Raw genomic sequence first — 15,718 nt, forward strand, 5'->3', positions numbered from 1 at the left:
CTTGGACGCATGTTAGCGTCCACGCCGTGACACCTGCGAAGCACACCGCGCCCGGCGCGGCCGACCGGGCGTACCGGCTCACGAAGGAGCTCGTGCTCACCGGTGAGCTGCCTGGCGGGCACCTGTTCAGCGAAGGCGAGATCGCGGAGCGGCTGGGCGTGAGCCGCACCCCCGTGCGCGAGGCGTTCCTGCGCCTGCAGGTCGAGGGGTTGCTCAACCTGATCCCGAAGCGCGGCGCCGTCGTGGTGCCCGTGCCGCCGGGTGAAGCCGAGGACGTGCTGGACGCGCGCGAAGCCGTGGAGGGCGCCGCGGTACGGCGGCTCGTGCGGCGACCCGACCTGATCCCCGACGCGCTCGAGCAGCTGCGCGCTGTCCTCGGCACCCAGCGCGGCCACGCCGAGGCCGGCGACCTGCACGGCTTCGCCGAGGCCGACGAGCTGTTCCACCGCACCATCGTCGCGGCGGGCGGCAACGCACTGTTGCTCGACTTCTACGCCACGCTCGCCGACCGGCAGCGGCGCATGAACGTGCACGCGTTGCGTCCCGTGCCGACACTGCTGCCGGTGGTGCTGCGCGAGCACGAGGATCTGCTGACCATCATCGAGCGCGCCGACGCCGACGCGTTCGGCCCGGCGCTGCGCGCGCACCTGGACCAGGTGCACCGCCGATGACCGCGACCGCGGAAACTGCCCCGCTGCCCGAAGCGATCACCACCCGTCCGAGGTGGTCCGGCGCCGCCGCCGCGGTGTTCGTGTGCGGGTGGGGCGGCAACCAGTTCACGCCGCTCCTGGTGATGTACAAGGAAGCCGGCTACTCCACCTTCACCGTCGACGCGCTGCTGGGCGCGTACGTGATCGGCCTCGTGCCGGGCCTGTTGCTCTCGGGTGGACTGTCCAATCGCTACGGTCGCCGGCCCGTGATGTTCGCGGGCACCGTGCTGTCGCTGCTCGCCAGCGTGCTCATCGCGCTCGGCGAAGCGGGCGTCGCGTGGATCGCCGCAGGCCGGTTCCTCACCGGGGCAGCCGTGGCGGTCGCGATGGCCGTGGGCTCCACGTGGATCAAGGAGCTTGCCGACGCCGACGCGAGCGGCGCCGCCGACCTCGGCACGCGGCGAGCGGCGCTGTGCCTCACGCTCGGCCTGGGCATCGGCCCGGGGGTGGCGGGGGTGCTCGCGCAGTGGGCGCCGTGGCCGATGGTGCTGCCGTTCGCCGTCCACATCGGACTGGCGCTGCTGGCGCTGCCGCTCGTCGCGCGCAGCCCCGAGACACTCGGCACCGGGAGCCGCGGACCCGCGTTGAGCAGGCTGCCGGCCACCACGCGGCACCCGCGGTTCCGCCGGATCATCCTGCCGATGGCGCCGTGGATCTTCGGCTCGTGCGGGGTCGCCTACGCGATCATGCCGCAGCTGGTGCAGGCCAAGCTCGGCTCGTGGTCACTCGCTTACTCCACGTTGCTGACCGTGTGCGCGATCGGCGCGGGCGTGGGCATCCAGCCGATCGCCAAACGGGTGGACCGGACCACGAGTGCCCGCGCGGTGCTGACCGGCATGGCCGTGCTGTGCGCTGGTCTGGTCCTCAGCGCGGTCGCCGCACACCTGGGGTCGCCGTGGCTCGCGCTGGCCACGGCCGTGGTGCTCGGCACCGCGTACGGCATCGTCGTGGTGTCCGGCTTGCTGGAGCTGCAACGGCTCGCCCGTCCGGCGGAAATCGCTCAGCTGACCGGCGTCTACTACGCGCTGGCCTACATCGGCTTCCTGTTGCCGTCGCTGTTGGCGGCGCTCAGCGGCGTCGCGAGCTACCCGATGCTCCTCGGCTGTCTGGCCGTTGTCGCGTTCGCCGGCACGCTCGTGGTCGCGCGCCACTCCCGCAGTCACCTTCCTGTGACCTGAGCCGTAATTCGCTTTCGCGCCAAATGGGACGACCATTCCGGGCATTCCGGAAATGTCGTCCCATTTGCCCGGACATCTTCACCACTATTGTCGCTTGTGGATCGTCGCGACGCACGAAATAGTTCTCCCACTTGGGAAATCGACCCAGCACGACCGGGTTCGATTTCGTCGGGGCCGGTAACTTTCGAACCCTTCGAGAAGGAAGTGGGAGCTGCACATGCGGCGTTCCTCGCGATCCGTTCGCGCGCTCGTCATAGCCGCGACAGGCGGTCTGGCACTGGCCGGGGTCACCCAGCTCGGCAGCCAGGCCGCCGTCGCCGCGCCTGTCGCTCAGGCGAGCAGCGCACCGCAATCGGTGATCGTGGTCCTCAAGGACCAGCTGCCCGGTGCGCCGGCCACCAAGGCCGCCTCCGGGAACCGGCGGGCCCAGGCGACCCAGCAGCAGGAGTCGGTCCTCGCCAAGCTCACGGGCACGGCGCCGGCCAAGGTCAAGCACTTCGCGCTCGGCAACGCGTTCTCGGCGACCGTGACGCCCGACCAGGCGGCGCAGTTGGCGGCCGACCCGGCCGTGGGGCAGGTGCTGCCGGACAGCAAGGTCACGCTGCCCGACACGAACCCGGCCAAGTCCGCGGAATCGAGCGCACCCCAGGCGGGCGGCGGCACAGCGCAGAACCAGGACCCCAACGCGATCTGCCCGAGTGACCCGGCGAAGCCGTTGCTGGAGCCCGAGGCGCTGACCTCGATCCACGCGTACAGCACCGACGGTTCGAAGGCCGCTTCGGACCTCGCCGACGGATCGGGCGTGAAGGTCGCGTTCCTCGCGGACAACATGGACCCGAACTACGCGGACTTCATCCGTCCCGACGGCTCCCACGTGTTCACCGACTTCCAGGACTTCTCCGGCGACGGCCCGAACACCACGGAGTCGGGCGCCGAGGCGTTCGGCGACGCGTCGTCCATCGCCGCACAGGGTGTGGTGGTGCACGACCTGTCGAAGTTCGTGAACGAGAAGCACCCGCTCCCCGCGGGCTGCAACATCGTCGTCAAGGGTGTGTCGCCGGGCGCGAGCCTGGTGGGGCTCAACGTCTTCGGCTCCACCGCCACGAACTCCGCGGTGCTGCAGGCGATCGACTACGCCGTGACCGTCGACCACGTCGACGTGATCAACGAGTCCCTGGGTCTGAACCAGTACCCGGACGCCAGCTCCCGCAACCTGTTCCAGGTGTTCAACGACGAAGCCGTCGCCGCGGGGGTCACTGTCACCGCCTCCAGCGGCGACGCGGGCATCACCTCGACCATCGGCAGCCCGGCCACCGACCCGCTGGTGATCTCCGCCGGCGCGACCACGGACAACCGGCTTTACGCGCAGACGACCTACGCCGCGTTCCCCTTCTCCAACGGGAAGTGGACCAGCGACAACATCTCCGCGCTGTCGTCGTCGGGCATCACCCAGGACGGGCGCACCATCGACCTGGTCGCCCCTGGTGAAGGCAACTGGGCCGACTGCGCGCCGGCCTACGCCGAATGCCGCGACTTCAAGACCGTGCCGCAGCCGACGGACCTCGAGTCCTTCGGTGGCACCAGTGAATCGGCTCCGCTGACCGCCGGTGTCGCCGCCCTGGTGATCCAGGCCTACCGCGGCACGCACCACGGCGCGTCGCCGACACCGGCGCAGGTGAAGCAGTTCATCACCGGCACCACGCGTGACCTCGGCCTGCCGGCCGACGAGCAGGGTTCCGGTCTGCTCGACGCGCGCGCAGCCGTCGAAGCGGCGCTCACCTCGCCCGGCACCAGCGGTGCCCCGGCGGGTGTGTCGTCGAACATCGCGCTGTCGGCCGACCAGCTCACGCTGGAGGGTGCACCGGGCAGCACGCAGAAGGCCACGGTGAACGTGACCAACGTCGGAAACAAGCCGCTGACCGTCACGGCGGGCACGCGGTCGTTCGCGCCGCAGGGGACGCAGACGCAAACCACCGCGTTCGACTCGAAGACGCTGCCGACGTTCCCGTACTACAACGGCACCGACTGGGCCTACAAGAAGGTCACGTTCAGCGTGCCGGCCGGGGCGCAGCGCCTGCTGGCCCGGATGGCGTGGCAGGGCAGCCCGAAGACGGTGAACGGCCAGTCGGTGACCCCGGTCGTGCGGCTGACGCTGCTGGCGCCGGACGGCACGTTCGTGGCCAACAGCCGCCCGCAGGGCGGCGCCGCGACCGCGAACTACGCGAACGTCGACGTCACGCGCCCGGCTGCGGGCACGTGGACCGCGGTGCTGTACTCGGCCGCCGGCGCGACCGGCTACACCGGCGACATCCAGCTGGCCACGTCCACGCAGCGAACGGTTCCGTACGGCCAGGTCTCCCCGGCCGTGCTGACACTGAAACCGGGCCAGACCAAGCCGGTGAAGGTCTCGCTGGCCACACCGGCTTCGGGTGGCGACGCGGATTACTCGATCACCTTCGGCAGCTCCGACGGCCACCAGACCACGGTGTCCGCCGTGCTGCGCTCGCTGATCCCCACCGACAACGGCAAGGGTTCCTTCAGCGGCACCATCACGGGCGGCAACGCGCGGGCGGTTTCGCCGGCGCAGACGTTCTCGTACGAGTTCGACGTCCCGAAGGGCAAGAAGGACCTCGACGTCGCGGTGAAGCTGCAGGACCCGGGCACCGTCCTCGACGGCGTGCTCGTGGACCCGAACGGTGAGCTGGCCGACGTGAACAGCAACGTGTTCCTGAACTCGCCGACCACGCTGCTGCAGGGCACGGGGCTGCAGCTGACGGACGCGAACCCGCTGCCGGGCCGTTGGCACCTCGTGCTCGTGGTGCAGAACCCGGTGACGGGCAAGCAGCTCGAGCAGCCGTTCACCGGCACGGTGGGCTTCGACCAGGTCGTGGTCAGCGCGCCCGCGCTGCCGAACTCGGCGGCGAAGAAGCTCGCCGCCGGGCAGGCCGTGCCGGTGCCGGTGACGGTCCGCAACACGGGCGTCGAGCCGATCGCGATCGGCGTGGACGCGCGGACGAACGCGCAGCAGACCCTGCAGCCGCAGCCCATCCAGGGCTCGACCGAGGTGAACCTGCCAGAGTTCAACGCCGACGCGCCGGTGTATTCGATCCCGCCCGACACCAGCAAGTTCACGGTCGCGACCTCGTCGAGCGTGCCGGCGCAGGTGGAGCTGCAGGGCTCGGCCGCGGGCATCGACGTGCTCGGTGACCTGCAGGCCGCGCAGGCCGGCAGCACCGTCTCCGTCGCGACGATCGGGGAGAAGCAGGGTTACGTCACGAAGGGCGTCTGGTTCGCCGACGTGCAGGAGATCGGCCCGTTCGGCGCCTCGGGCGCCCCGGCCGGCCACGCCTCCTACACGGCGTCGATGCGCACCGCGGGCTTCGACTCCGCGGTCACGTCGTCCACCGGCGACCCGTACGACCAGTCGGTGGACCCGAACGGCACGGGCGGCTCGCCGCTCATCGTCTCCCCGGGCCAGACGGTGACGGTCACCGTGACCATCACCCCGTCGGGCAAGGGCGGTGCCTCGGTGGCCGGCCACCTCAACCTGGTGACCGTCCCGACCCTCCCGACCGGCGTGACGGGCCTCCCGCAGGTCGGCACCGGCGAGGTGCTGGCGACTCTGCCGTACAGCTACAAGATCGGCTGAGTTTCGCCGCAGAAGTGATGCCGGGCCGTCAGTCCATTCCGGACTGACGGCCCGGTTCGCGCCGCTGCCTCAGTGGTCGCGGTGCGGAATTCGACGAGACGAACCGGCATACCGCACGACTCGCCCTCAGGCATGCCGTTTGCCGTACGTACCCGCGGGCAGTGAAGCCCGAGACTGATCCGGTTTCGTTGTACCCGCAGTACAGAACTCGCGTCGATCGCAAACGTCGTTGCGGCCCGTCGCCGCGCCGGCCACGGGCGCACCCATCGCCAGCAGGGCGATGGTTCTGCCGACCGCCGACGACACCTGGATCAGGCTTGTGGTACGCCGCGACCTCGAACCGTCGCGTCGAGTCCCGGCTCCGGCCGGACGCCGTCCTGCCTGGAAACTCGCTGCCTCAGCGGTCGTAGTACTGCGTCGGCGGCGGGGGTGGCTCGTGCCACTGCCGGGTGGGGGCGTTCGGGTCGGCGTGGCGCGAAGCGCGCTTGCGCCGGTGCAAGGTGCGCGCGTTGGCGGCCATGCTGTTGACCACGATGGCGATCACGAGGCCGATCACGAGGTTGATAGCGGCGGTCGCGATCTTGGCGCTCAGATCGACCGTCAGCGTGAGCGGGAGGACCACCGCGATGAGCGTCACGAGCACCATGATCCAGCCGAAGAACTGGCTGGGCGCCGGCGTCGCGACGCTGAGCAGGTGCATCAGGCCCGTGGCGGCGAGCGCGGCACCCGCCGCGATGAGCGCGTAGGTCGTGGTGCTGGCGGGGACCCACACGCCCTCGCCCTTCGGGGCGAGCACCGGCACGTCGAAGATGCCCCGGGCGATCAGCAGGCCGACGATCGCGACGAGTGCGGCGACCACGGCCGTGGCGACACCGCCCGCCCAGAGCCGGGCCGCGTCGATGCCCGGCCGGACGTCCTGGTCGTAAGGGTTCTGCGCCATCACGGATCCCTCCGGTTTGGAAGCTGTCCCCTCGATTGTCACGCTAAGCGGGCTGGTTCGCCTGCTCGCGTTTCCCCCACCGCCGCAACCGGAAAGCCAGCACGACGAGCATGATCCCGTACACCAGCGCGTAAATGCCGACGAGCAGGGCGATCCCGTACGCCCCCGCGATCGGGTGGAACAGCACCAGCACGCCCGCGATCACGGACACCACACCGGCGAAGACGAGGAACCCCTCGCCCGTGATCTGCTTGCGCAACCGGATCGCGGCGACGATCTCGGCGACGCCCGTGACCACCGCCCACGCGCCGACGACGATCGCCAGCACGAGGATCGTCACGCCCGGCCACACGAGCGCCACCACACCGGCGGCCAGCCCGAGCACACCGAACAACGCGTACGCGGCCCGGTGCATCCCATCGCCGGGCCGGAACGCTTGCATGAACGCGCCCACCGCGTCGACGAGCGCGTAGATGCCGAAGACGAACGCCAGCGCCAGCGCCGTGACCCCGGGCCAGAGCAGCGCGATGATGCCGAACACCACCGCGAACCCCCCGCGCGCGAGAACCCATCCCCACGTCTGCCGCGGATCCAGTACGGCACTGCCCAGAGGAGTGACTACGTATCCGGGCATGACGCCTCCCTGACGCGATGCTGACCAGGGAAAACGTTAGCAGCGCAGGAAGATCGAAGCACGGTCACTTCGTTCACCCGATCGATGAACGAAGCGTCCGAAGAGGACGTCAGAAGCTCACCGGCAGCGCCGCGAGCCGCCACGTGCCGGGGTCCGGTGCGCGCCGGACGTCTCCCAAGCGCAGCGAAGGGAACCTCCGCAGCAGCCCCCGCAACGCGACCTCCGATTCGACCCGGGCGAGCGCCGCGCCGAGGCAGAAGTGCGGCCCGTGCGCGAACCCGAGGTGCCCGCTCGCCGCGCGGCGGACATCGAGGCGCTCGGGGTCGGCGAACACGCGCGGGTCGCGGTTGGCCGCGGCGATGGCGGCCGACACGGGTTCGCCCGCGCGGATCGCGATGCCGTGCAGGTCGAGGTCCTCGGTGGCCTGCCGCGGGATCGTCAGCAGCTGCGGTCCGCACCAGCGCATCAGCTCGTCGATCGCGCCGGGCCACACCTCGGGTTCGGCGGTCAGCACGGCGAGCTCGTCCGGGTGCGTCAGCAGCGCTGCCACGGCGTTGGCGATGAAGTTCGCGGGCGTCTGCCCGGCGAGCACGAGCTGCCAGACCAGCGTGACGAGCTCCGCCTCCGCCAGCCCCTCGGTTCCGGCGAGCAGCTCCAGGAACTCGCTCGCGGGCGGGGAGGTCAGGCCGCGGGCGCCGTCGATGATGCCGGGCACGGCGGCGGAGAACCCCGCGCCCGAGCCGCCGACCACGTTCTGCCCGTACTCGTGCCAGCGTGGCCGGTCGGCCTCCGGCACGCCGACGAGCTCGCAGATCACCTCCATCGGCAACGGCTGTGCGAAGCCGGTGAGCAGGTCTTCCGGCTGGTTGTCGAGCAGGCGCTCGACGATGGGCTCGATCCGGGAGCGGAATTCCGCCGCGCGACGGGCCGTGAACGCGGGTGCGAGGAGCCGGCGCAGCCGCTGGTGTTCGGCGCCCTCCATCTCCTGCATGGTCCGCAGGTACGGGCGGCAGTGCGCGGGTACGTCGAGCCGCTGGTAGCTGCCGGGGCCGAGCGCGAACCGCGGGTCGGTGAGCAGCTCGCGGGCGTCGGCGTGCCGGGTCAGCACCCACAGCGGGCCGAAGCCGGGACCGACGAGCTTGGCGACGGGCCCTTGCTCGCGGGCGGCATTGTAGACCGCGAACGGGTCGCGGTGCACGGCGGGGTCGGTCAGGTCGATCTCGGGGACCATGGGGTCCTCCTCACTCGGATGTTCTTGTCAGATGGTCACATCATATGGGTGCGGGCGCTATCGTGACCGGCACCGAGCACGAGGAGGACGATGGCCCGGCTGAGCAGGGCGGAAGCGCAGGAGCGCAACCGGGCGAAGGTGCTCGGCGCCGCGCGCGACGAGTTCACCGAACGCGGCTTCCGCGACGCGAAGATCGACGTGATCGCCGAACGGGCCGAGCTGACGCGCGGCGCGGTCTACTCGAACTTCCCCGGCAAGCGCGCGCTGTACTTCGCCGTGCTGGCGGAGGAGGCCGAGCGCGTGGCGGCCGGGCCGGCCGGTGACCCGGGGCTCACCCCCGGTGAAGCGCTGGGCGCGCTGGCCCGCGCGTGGGTCGCGCGCCTACCGCTCGCCACCGACCCCGGGTCACGTCTCGGCGTGGACCTGGTGCCGGAGATCCTGGCCGACGAGCTCACCCACCGCCCGTACGCGCAACTGATGCGCTTCGAGGCGATCGTCCTCGGCCTCGCGCTCGAGCGGCTCGCCCCCGCGGCGGGCCGGCTCGTGCGCGTTGCCGAACTGGCGCTCACGACGTTGCACGGCGCGAGCCGGCTCGCGGCCGCCGCGCCGGGATTCGGCGAGCCGTTCAACGTGGTGCGCTCGTGCGAGTCGCTGCCCTCGCTCGGGCTGGCCGACACCTGGCCCGACGTACCGCCGATCGTGGCGCAGCCCCGGCCGGTGGACGAGCCGTGGGTGCCGCCGGCCGCGTTCGACTCGCTGCACGGCAGGCCGGCGCCCTTGACCGGCGACGGCGTGATCGCGGTCCTCGGCCTGCACCGGCTGTCGGCCGTGGAGGAAGCCGTGCGGGCCGCACCGCCGGACGCCACGGTGACCGTCGCCGTCGTCACGGGCTCGGCGCCCGAGCTGGCACCGCTGACGCACCTCGTGCTGGCCGAAGTGCGCGGCCACCTGCGCCAGTCGTTCCCCGCGCCGGCGTGGCCCCGCCTCCAGGTCGTCCGCGACGACGCCGGCGCCCTCGCGTCCGCCGCCGGCGTCTCCGCCGTGAGCGACGCGACGGAAACGGCGGTGCGCGTGAGAACCGGGCGCGTCGTCCTGCGCGCCGAGGGCTTCGGGGCGTGCCACGCCGCTGCGGCGGGCTGAGTTCGGGGCACTCTGCTGCCCGTTCGTACGCGTCTCTTCACGCAACGGCTGAAGGAGCGGACAGCGTGCTCACCCCATTCCTGGCCGGCGCCCTGCTGACCACAGCTCTGTCCGCGCCGGCCTTTGTCCCGACCGGGCGCCGTCGGCTGGTCCCTGGCGCCCTCGGGGCCGCCGCGGGCGGTTGGATCGACGTTGAAAACCATGCCGCGCAAGGCAACGGCCCCTCCGGCCCCGTCACGTACACCGCCACTTTCCCTTGCACCGACGGCCGCGTGGCAACGGCGACATTCACGGTCACCGGGCCCACCTCGCCGCCTTCTTCATCCGCCGCCCTGCGCCGCACCCACCGAAACCCGCACACCGGCGGCGCCCGCGCCCCAGGTGAAGGTCCTGCCGGCGGGTGAACCCCAGACGGGCGCGGGAAATCTGGCGACTTCGTTCGTGAAGCTGGTGTCCACTGAGGACAATTACCTCACCAGGCGGAGTCGGACCGTACGCCGCGGTCGTACCAGTCGTCGTCGGTGGGTGGGGTGGAGGGGGCGGGTGGGGGTGGGGCGTCGGAGGAGCGGTTGCGGACGTACGCGCCGTCCGGGGAGGGCAAGTCGTCGGCAGGCGGTGCATCGGCAGGCGGTGCATCGGCAGGCGCGGCGGTCACCGGCGAGAAGCCGGCCCGCCACCGCAGCCGGTCCATGACGTAGCCGGCCGTACCCAGCGGGGCGAGCAACGCCGCCGTTCGCTGGGCTGATTCGCGTTGCGCCGCCGCGTAGGTCGCCAGCACCGAGGCCGCCAGTTCGGCGGGCGAGAGGCCGGCCACGGCGTCCGAGAGGTGCAAGCGGGTCAGGACGCCGTCCGTGTTGACCGTCGCCGTGACCGTGCCGTCGGGGGAGGTGGCGTCCACCGACAGCGCGGTCAGGGCGGCGACCAGGGAATCGCGGTCGGTCACGTCAGTCGAGCCGGGACGGGGTCATCGGGCGCGACAGGCCGCCGTCCGGGGCGATGTCGACGTTCTCGCGGCGGGCGTTGTCCTCGGTGCGCTTCGAGGTGTGTGTGGTCTCGAACGCATCCGGGTCGAAGGTCGCGCCGGGGCTGACGTCAGGCGGGGTCGGGATTTCGGGCAGTGCGTCGGCCTTTTCGCGGATCTTCGCGACGAGGTCGCCGGTCGAGTCGTGCATGGCCGTGCGCAGCTTGTCGACGTTGTCGAAGAAGCTCTGGTAGATGTCGTTGGCGTTGTCACCCTCGATGCGAGCCGTGCCCTCGGCGACGACTTCGCTGAGGCCCGCGCCGGCACCGGCCACCGCGGCCTGCGTGCCCGCCGCCGCCAGCGTGATCTCCACGCCCGCCGCGGCCGGGGTCGCGACGGCGGCGAGCAAGCCGATCAGCGCGGCGCTGAAGGCGGTGGTCATCACCTTCGACAGCGAGATCTCCCCCTCTTTCGCCTTCGCCTCCTGGTACTTCTGCGCCGTGTCCTTGAACGTCGCTGCGAGGTTCGTCAGGTCACGGCGCGCGCCCCACACCGCGTCGCGCGCGGCGACGACGTCGCTCTCCAGCACGGAGATCTCCGTGGCCATCTGGTCGTAGGTCTCCGACAGCCGGTCGAGGTAAGTTTTCACGTCCTCGGCCGCGTCGCCGCGCCAGCTGGTCATCAGCTCCTTGGCCCGGCGCAGCTCGGTGATCGAGTGCCGGCCGAGGTTCTTCCAGACGAGCTCGTAGTCGTTGATCATCGCCTGCAGCCCGTCGCCCTGGTCGGTCAGATCGGCCGACGAGAAGTCGCGGAACACGTCCACGACCTCCTCCTGGCGCTGCCGGTAGATCTCGTCCGTGAGGGCGAACGAGAAGTACTCCGCGTAGCGCAGGTACTGCAGCCCGTCGAGCGCGTCGTTCGCGCCGTCGAGCAGATCGTCGCTCACGCCGGAGAGCAGCCCCGTCCGGTCGTCGTCGGGCGAAGAGGGCTGCAGCCCGAAGTACCCGTCCACCATCACGCACCCCAGCCGGGCACGCGGCGCAGGCCGGCCTGCGCGTTCTCGTCCGCCGCCTCGTAGATCTCGGCCACGCGCTGCAGCGCCACACTCGACTCGTGCGTCGAGTACGCCAGTTTCTCCAGCGCCTCCTGCACCTTCTGCCGGTGGTACTCATACGCCGCCGCGACCGAGCGCATCCCGAGCGTGCGGCCGAACGCCGTCGTCGGGCCGCCCCCGAACGGCGTCACCGCGCCGAGGATCGCGTCGACGCCCGCGGCTTCCGGCACGTCCTCCTTCTTCACCCCGCCGGCGGCCGCGCTCGCGGCGTCACCGGCGTCGGCGACGAACCCGCTCGCCTTGCGCAGGTCGTCGAGGTCGGTCTCGAAACCGATCACTGGCACATCCCCCAATCCACACCGATCCCCACCCCCAGTGGTGAAAGACATCGACGACGCAGACCCCGGTTTCGTTCAGCCGGACCCGCGTCAAGTGGTCCAGATCACTGTACCGCCACGCGCCGGGGAAGCCACGGGACCACCGGCGACGTGCGCTTCTGGTACTCCGCGTACTCGGGGTACCGGCCGCGCGTGATGCTCTCGGTGAAGATCGTCGAGCCGACGAACAGCAACGTCAACAACACCGCACCCGCGATCGTCCACGGGACACCGCCGAACGCGATCGCGCCGAACCCGAAGACCAGCCACCACTGCGCCTGCTCGAAGAAGAAGTTCGGGTGGCGCGAAAACCGGAACAGCCCCGTCTGCAGGAACCGCGGGTCCGGCACGCGGCCGGCGGCGCTTTCGCGCTTCTTCCACTGGTGGAAGGTCCACTGCTGCTGGTCCGCGACCGTCTCCCCCACCAGGCAAGCGAGGAAGAGCACCGCGACCACGACGTCGCCCGCGCCGAAGGCCGTGCGGTTCTCCAGCGCGGTCCACGCGGGCAGCGTGATCAGGAGCAGGATCGCGTTCTGGTAGATCGTGATGAAGAAGAAGTTGAAGACCTGGAACTGCCAGGGCGCCATCTTCCCGCGCAGCACCACCCAGCGGTAGTCCTCACCGCCGCGCGCGTAACCGCCCTTGCGGGCGAAGTTGAACGTCAGCCGCGCGCCCCAGAGCACCACGAGGACGAACAACACGTCGAGCCGCGCGTCGGCGAAGCCCGCGAAACCGGCGAAGATCCCGACGTACGCCACGGGCACCAGCGACCAGATCCGGTCCACCCACGAGTACTCCCGGGTGAGCACCGAAAGCACCCAGCACAGCGCGCAGACACCGGCGAAGACCCACAGGCAGACCTGGAACGCGTTCACGGGCCCACTCTAACCGGCCACACCGACAGAACCAGGCCTGATCCGTCCGCTTAGGATCGACGGATGACCACCCCGGCGAACCTGCCGCTGCGCCGACGCGGGATCGATGTCTTCTTCGCGATCGTGTTCGCCGCGTTCACCGTCACCTCGCTCATCAGCGACCTCCTGCCCACGGTCGGGGTGGACTTCTCGCGCCCGTCGAGCAACTTCTTCGTCAACTCCAACTACTGGTACGCCCACGACGCCGACGTGCTGTTCATGCACCCGCCGGACTGGATGCGGATCGTCACGGGGCTCTCGGCGTTCGTGTACATGCCCTTCTACGTCGTGCTCGTCGCGTGCTTGCTCGCGGGCAAGAACGGGATCCAGCTCTTCGCCGTGATCTACGCGACGATGATCGTCACGCTCACCGGCGTCGTCGTGTTCGGCGTGGAGTTCTTCGGCGACCCCGCGCTGCGCACGGACAACCCCGCGAAGTTCCTCGCGTTCAACCTCCCGTATGTGCTCGTGCCGCTGCTCCTGCTGATCCGCATGCGCAAGCCGCTGCCGTTCACGCGCCGGTTCTGACCAGCTCGCGCAGCTGGAACTTCTGGATCTACCCGCTCGCCGCGCGCGGCAGCCCGGCCAGCACCCGAGCCGCTCGGGCCAGTTCTGCTTGGCGACGCGCTTGCCCTCGAGGAATTCCCGCGTCGCCTCGAACGTCAGCTCCGCAGCGCCGTCGCGCAGCGTCACGCACGCGCAGGCGCGCTCCTGCAGCGGGTCCGGCGTCGCGACCACGGCGACGCCCGTCACGTCCGGGTGCTCGTACAGCACGTTCTCCACGTAGGCCACGGGAGTGTTCTCGCCGCCGCGGATGATCGCGTCCCTGGTGCGGCCACGGATGTTCAGGTACCCGTCGGCGTCGATCGTGGCCAGGTCGCCGGTGTCGAACCAGTCGCCGGCGAAGCTCGCGCGCGTCAGCTCCGGGCGATCGGCGTAGCCGGCGAACAGGAACGGGCCCGTCAGACCACGACCTCGAACCTGTCGCGCGGCAGGTGCTCGACCAGTGGCCCGTCGTCGCCTTCGATCCCGGCCCCGGGACACGCTGTGACGGCGCAGCAGGGTGGTGATCGCGGGCACCAGGCTCCACAACCCTCAGGCAGGCCATCTCCGCGAGAGCGACTCGCTCAGCTCGGCAGTTCTGGTCCAGGCTTGGGCCAGGATTCTTGCGTTGTGGGGGTGGTGGCAGCCGCGTTCGCGGGCCCGGTGGTAGGAGCCACGGGCACCGGGGTTGGCGCGCATGGTGTTGGGCCCACTCGATGAGCGCGGCTCGGAGCTGTTTGTTCGCGGCCGCGACGGTAGGTGACGTGATGGGCGCGCCAGATCGGCGGGCCCGCAGCGACGCCACCGCCGGGCGGAGATGATCCTCTGGCGCTGCCGGCACGACCACATCCCGGACAACTCCGAACAACTCCGACCGATCCGGCCCACTCGACAGCCTCCAGCAGAACGCCGCTTTGACGCGCTCAGGCCACGACGGCCGGCAGCGTGCCCGGGCACGGGAGGCGCAGCGGGACGGTGTCGGCGTGGTACTCGAAGTGCCACCACTCGTTGTCGTAGCGGCGGTGGAGGCGGTAGGCCGCGCCGTGGCGTTCGAGCCAGGCCGCGCCTTCGGTGGGCCGGACGTCGAGGGCGTAACCGGCGACGTGGCCGGACTCTTCGGGCGGGAGGACGCGCCGGCGCGCCTGTCCGACGGACCCCGTGCGGCGGACCTCCGCGGTGAACATCGCGTGCTGCTCGGCGGCGTCGCGGTGACCGGAGGTGAGACCGATGAGCTGGCCGTCGCGCCAGAAGGCTTCGGTCCGCGCCGCGGTGAAGGCTTCGCGAGCGGCGGGCGTGAGACCGGCGAGGTTCTCCGCCGGGTACCGCAGCGCCAGCGCCCACTGGCACGCGAGGTAATGGGCGCGGCGGGGCGAACACACGAACGCCACCGGCAGCAAGAGCACCGCGAGCAGGCGGGCGGCCGCCGCGTAGGCCGCGGCACGGGAGCGGAGCAGTTCGATCATGCCGACCACCGTCGCGGCCGGATGTCCGCCTCTCGCACACGCCGGGTCCCCGGACCCCGACAGTTGTGTAACAGCTCCGCACGGACGCCGGCTGTTACACAACCATGACGTCACGCGCACGGACCGGTGAGACGGCGCGCGGATCCTCGCCGGAGGTGTCCGCTGTGGACTGTCCGGGATCCGGACGGGCGGGCACGGGAGAGCGCTGCGATAGTGAGAACCATGCCCCGGGTGCTGTTGATCGAAGACGACCAGGCCGTGCGCGACGGCCTGCAGATCGCCCTGACCTACCAGGGCCACACCGTCGAAGCGGTGGAGAGCGGTGAAGAAGGACTCGCCCGGCTGAACTCGGCGGCCGCCGACGTCGTCGTGCTCGACCTGATGCTGCCCGGCATGGACGGGTTCGAGGTGTGCCGGCGCATCCGCGCCACCGGCGACCTGCCGATCATCATGCTCACCGCCCGCAACGACGACATCGACGTGGTCGCCGGCCTCGAAGCCGGCGCCGACGACTACGTGGTGAAACCCGCGCAGCCACGCGTGCTGGAGGCGCGGATCAAGGCAGTGCTGCGGCGCACCGGCGGCAAACCGCGGCAGGCCGGCTCGCCGAAACCGGGCCTCGAGCGCCACGGCGACCTCACCATCGACCGCGACGGCCTCGTGGTCGGCAAACGCGGCGTACCCGTCAGCCTCGCCCCCACGGAGCTGCGGCTGCTACTGGAGCTGTCCGCCTCTCCCGGCCGCGTGCTCAGCCGCCAGCAGCTGCTCGAATCGGTGTGGGACCAGGGTTACCTCGGCGATTCGCGGCTCGTCGACGCCTGCGTGCAGCGCCTGCGCGCGAAGATCGAGGACGACCCCGCGGCGCCGGTGTTCGTGCAGACCCTGCGCGGGTTCGGGTACCGCTTCGGGCCCCTGTGAAGGCGA

Annotated in this window: 14 protein-coding genes and 1 pseudogene; 6 read left to right on the forward strand and 9 right to left on the reverse strand. The window is 70.9% G+C overall.

What is annotated here, in order from left to right; translation table 11 throughout:
* Positions 1-26: 26 nt before the first annotated feature.
* From I6J71_RS29625 to I6J71_RS29635, 3 genes are all read left to right on the forward strand, one after another.
* Positions 27-671 carry a GntR family transcriptional regulator gene (locus I6J71_RS29625; RefSeq protein WP_204089873.1) on the forward strand — a complete coding sequence of 215 codons (645 nt, stop codon included), beginning with the start codon at positions 27-29 and terminating at the stop codon, positions 669-671.
* Complete coding sequence (locus tag I6J71_RS29630) at positions 668-1,888, forward strand: MFS transporter (protein WP_204089874.1); 1,221 nt, start codon at positions 668-670, stop codon at positions 1,886-1,888. Before I6J71_RS29625 ends, I6J71_RS29630 begins: the two co-directional genes overlap by 4 nt.
* Positions 1,889-2,105: 217 nt before the next feature.
* Positions 2,106-5,537: a S8 family serine peptidase gene (locus I6J71_RS29635; RefSeq protein WP_204089875.1), complete on the forward strand. Its 3,432-nt coding sequence runs from the start codon at positions 2,106-2,108 to the stop codon at positions 5,535-5,537.
* Positions 5,538-5,934: 397 nt separating this feature from the next.
* Here I6J71_RS29635 and I6J71_RS29640 read toward each other — a convergent pair whose 3' ends face one another.
* The 3 genes from I6J71_RS29640 to I6J71_RS29650 form a co-directional block, all read right to left on the reverse strand.
* Positions 5,935-6,477: a DUF6069 family protein gene (locus tag I6J71_RS29640; protein ID WP_204089876.1), complete on the reverse strand. Its 543-nt coding sequence runs from the start codon at positions 6,475-6,477 to the stop codon at positions 5,935-5,937.
* Between the two features lie 43 nt (positions 6,478-6,520).
* Positions 6,521-7,111, reverse strand: a complete 591-nt coding sequence (locus tag I6J71_RS29645) for an HdeD family acid-resistance protein (RefSeq protein WP_204089877.1) — start codon at positions 7,109-7,111, stop codon at positions 6,521-6,523.
* 109 nt (positions 7,112-7,220) lie between these two features.
* A complete protein-coding gene (locus tag I6J71_RS29650; protein ID WP_204089878.1) occupies positions 7,221-8,342 on the reverse strand; it encodes a cytochrome P450 in 1,122 nt (373 codons plus the stop codon).
* Positions 8,343-8,432: 90 nt separating this feature from the next.
* Between I6J71_RS29650 and I6J71_RS29655 the strand changes: the two genes are divergently transcribed.
* Positions 8,433-9,482 (forward strand): TetR/AcrR family transcriptional regulator, encoded by a 1,050-nt coding sequence (locus I6J71_RS29655; protein ID WP_204089879.1) that lies wholly within the window; start codon positions 8,433-8,435, stop codon positions 9,480-9,482.
* Between the two features lie 472 nt (positions 9,483-9,954).
* Here I6J71_RS29655 and I6J71_RS29660 read toward each other — a convergent pair whose 3' ends face one another.
* From I6J71_RS29660 to I6J71_RS29675, 4 genes are all read right to left on the reverse strand, one after another.
* On the reverse strand, positions 9,955-10,425 hold the full coding sequence (locus I6J71_RS29660) for a YbaB/EbfC family nucleoid-associated protein (protein ID WP_204089880.1): 471 nt from the start codon (positions 10,423-10,425) through the stop codon (positions 9,955-9,957).
* Position 10,426: 1 nt separating this feature from the next.
* Positions 10,427-11,458, reverse strand: coding sequence for a hypothetical protein (locus I6J71_RS29665; RefSeq protein ID WP_204089881.1), 1,032 nt, complete (start codon positions 11,456-11,458; stop codon positions 10,427-10,429).
* Positions 11,458-11,835, reverse strand: a complete 378-nt coding sequence (locus I6J71_RS29670; RefSeq protein ID WP_204089882.1) for a hypothetical protein — start codon at positions 11,833-11,835, stop codon at positions 11,458-11,460. The genes I6J71_RS29665 and I6J71_RS29670 overlap by 1 nt, the downstream gene beginning before the upstream one ends.
* A gap of 104 nt (positions 11,836-11,939) precedes the next feature.
* Positions 11,940-12,749 carry a DUF1295 domain-containing protein gene (locus tag I6J71_RS29675; protein WP_204089883.1) on the reverse strand — a complete coding sequence of 270 codons (810 nt, stop codon included), beginning with the start codon at positions 12,747-12,749 and terminating at the stop codon, positions 11,940-11,942.
* A gap of 63 nt (positions 12,750-12,812) precedes the next feature.
* Here I6J71_RS29675 and I6J71_RS29680 point away from each other — a divergent pair, with 63 nt between their 5' ends.
* Positions 12,813-13,316, forward strand: a complete 504-nt coding sequence (locus I6J71_RS29680; RefSeq protein WP_204089884.1) for an emopamil-binding family protein — start codon at positions 12,813-12,815, stop codon at positions 13,314-13,316.
* Positions 13,317-13,499: 183 nt separating this feature from the next.
* Here I6J71_RS29680 and I6J71_RS49055 read toward each other — a convergent pair.
* Together I6J71_RS49055 and I6J71_RS29690 are read right to left on the reverse strand one after the other, a co-directional pair.
* Positions 13,500-13,868, reverse strand: a pseudogene (locus tag I6J71_RS49055) (hypothetical protein); the annotation flags it as partial.
* Positions 13,869-14,254: 386 nt separating this feature from the next.
* Complete coding sequence (locus tag I6J71_RS29690; protein WP_204089885.1) at positions 14,255-14,794, reverse strand: D-alanyl-D-alanine carboxypeptidase family protein; 540 nt, start codon at positions 14,792-14,794, stop codon at positions 14,255-14,257.
* A gap of 222 nt (positions 14,795-15,016) precedes the next feature.
* Here I6J71_RS29690 and I6J71_RS29695 point away from each other — a divergent pair, with 222 nt between their 5' ends.
* Positions 15,017-15,712: a response regulator transcription factor gene (locus I6J71_RS29695; protein ID WP_204089886.1), complete on the forward strand. Its 696-nt coding sequence runs from the start codon at positions 15,017-15,019 to the stop codon at positions 15,710-15,712.
* The last annotated feature ends 6 nt before the right edge of the window (positions 15,713-15,718 follow it).

Origin of the sequence: Amycolatopsis sp. FDAARGOS 1241, from assembly GCF_016889705.1 — a bacterium.
Lineage (GTDB): Bacteria > Actinomycetota > Actinomycetes > Mycobacteriales > Pseudonocardiaceae > Amycolatopsis.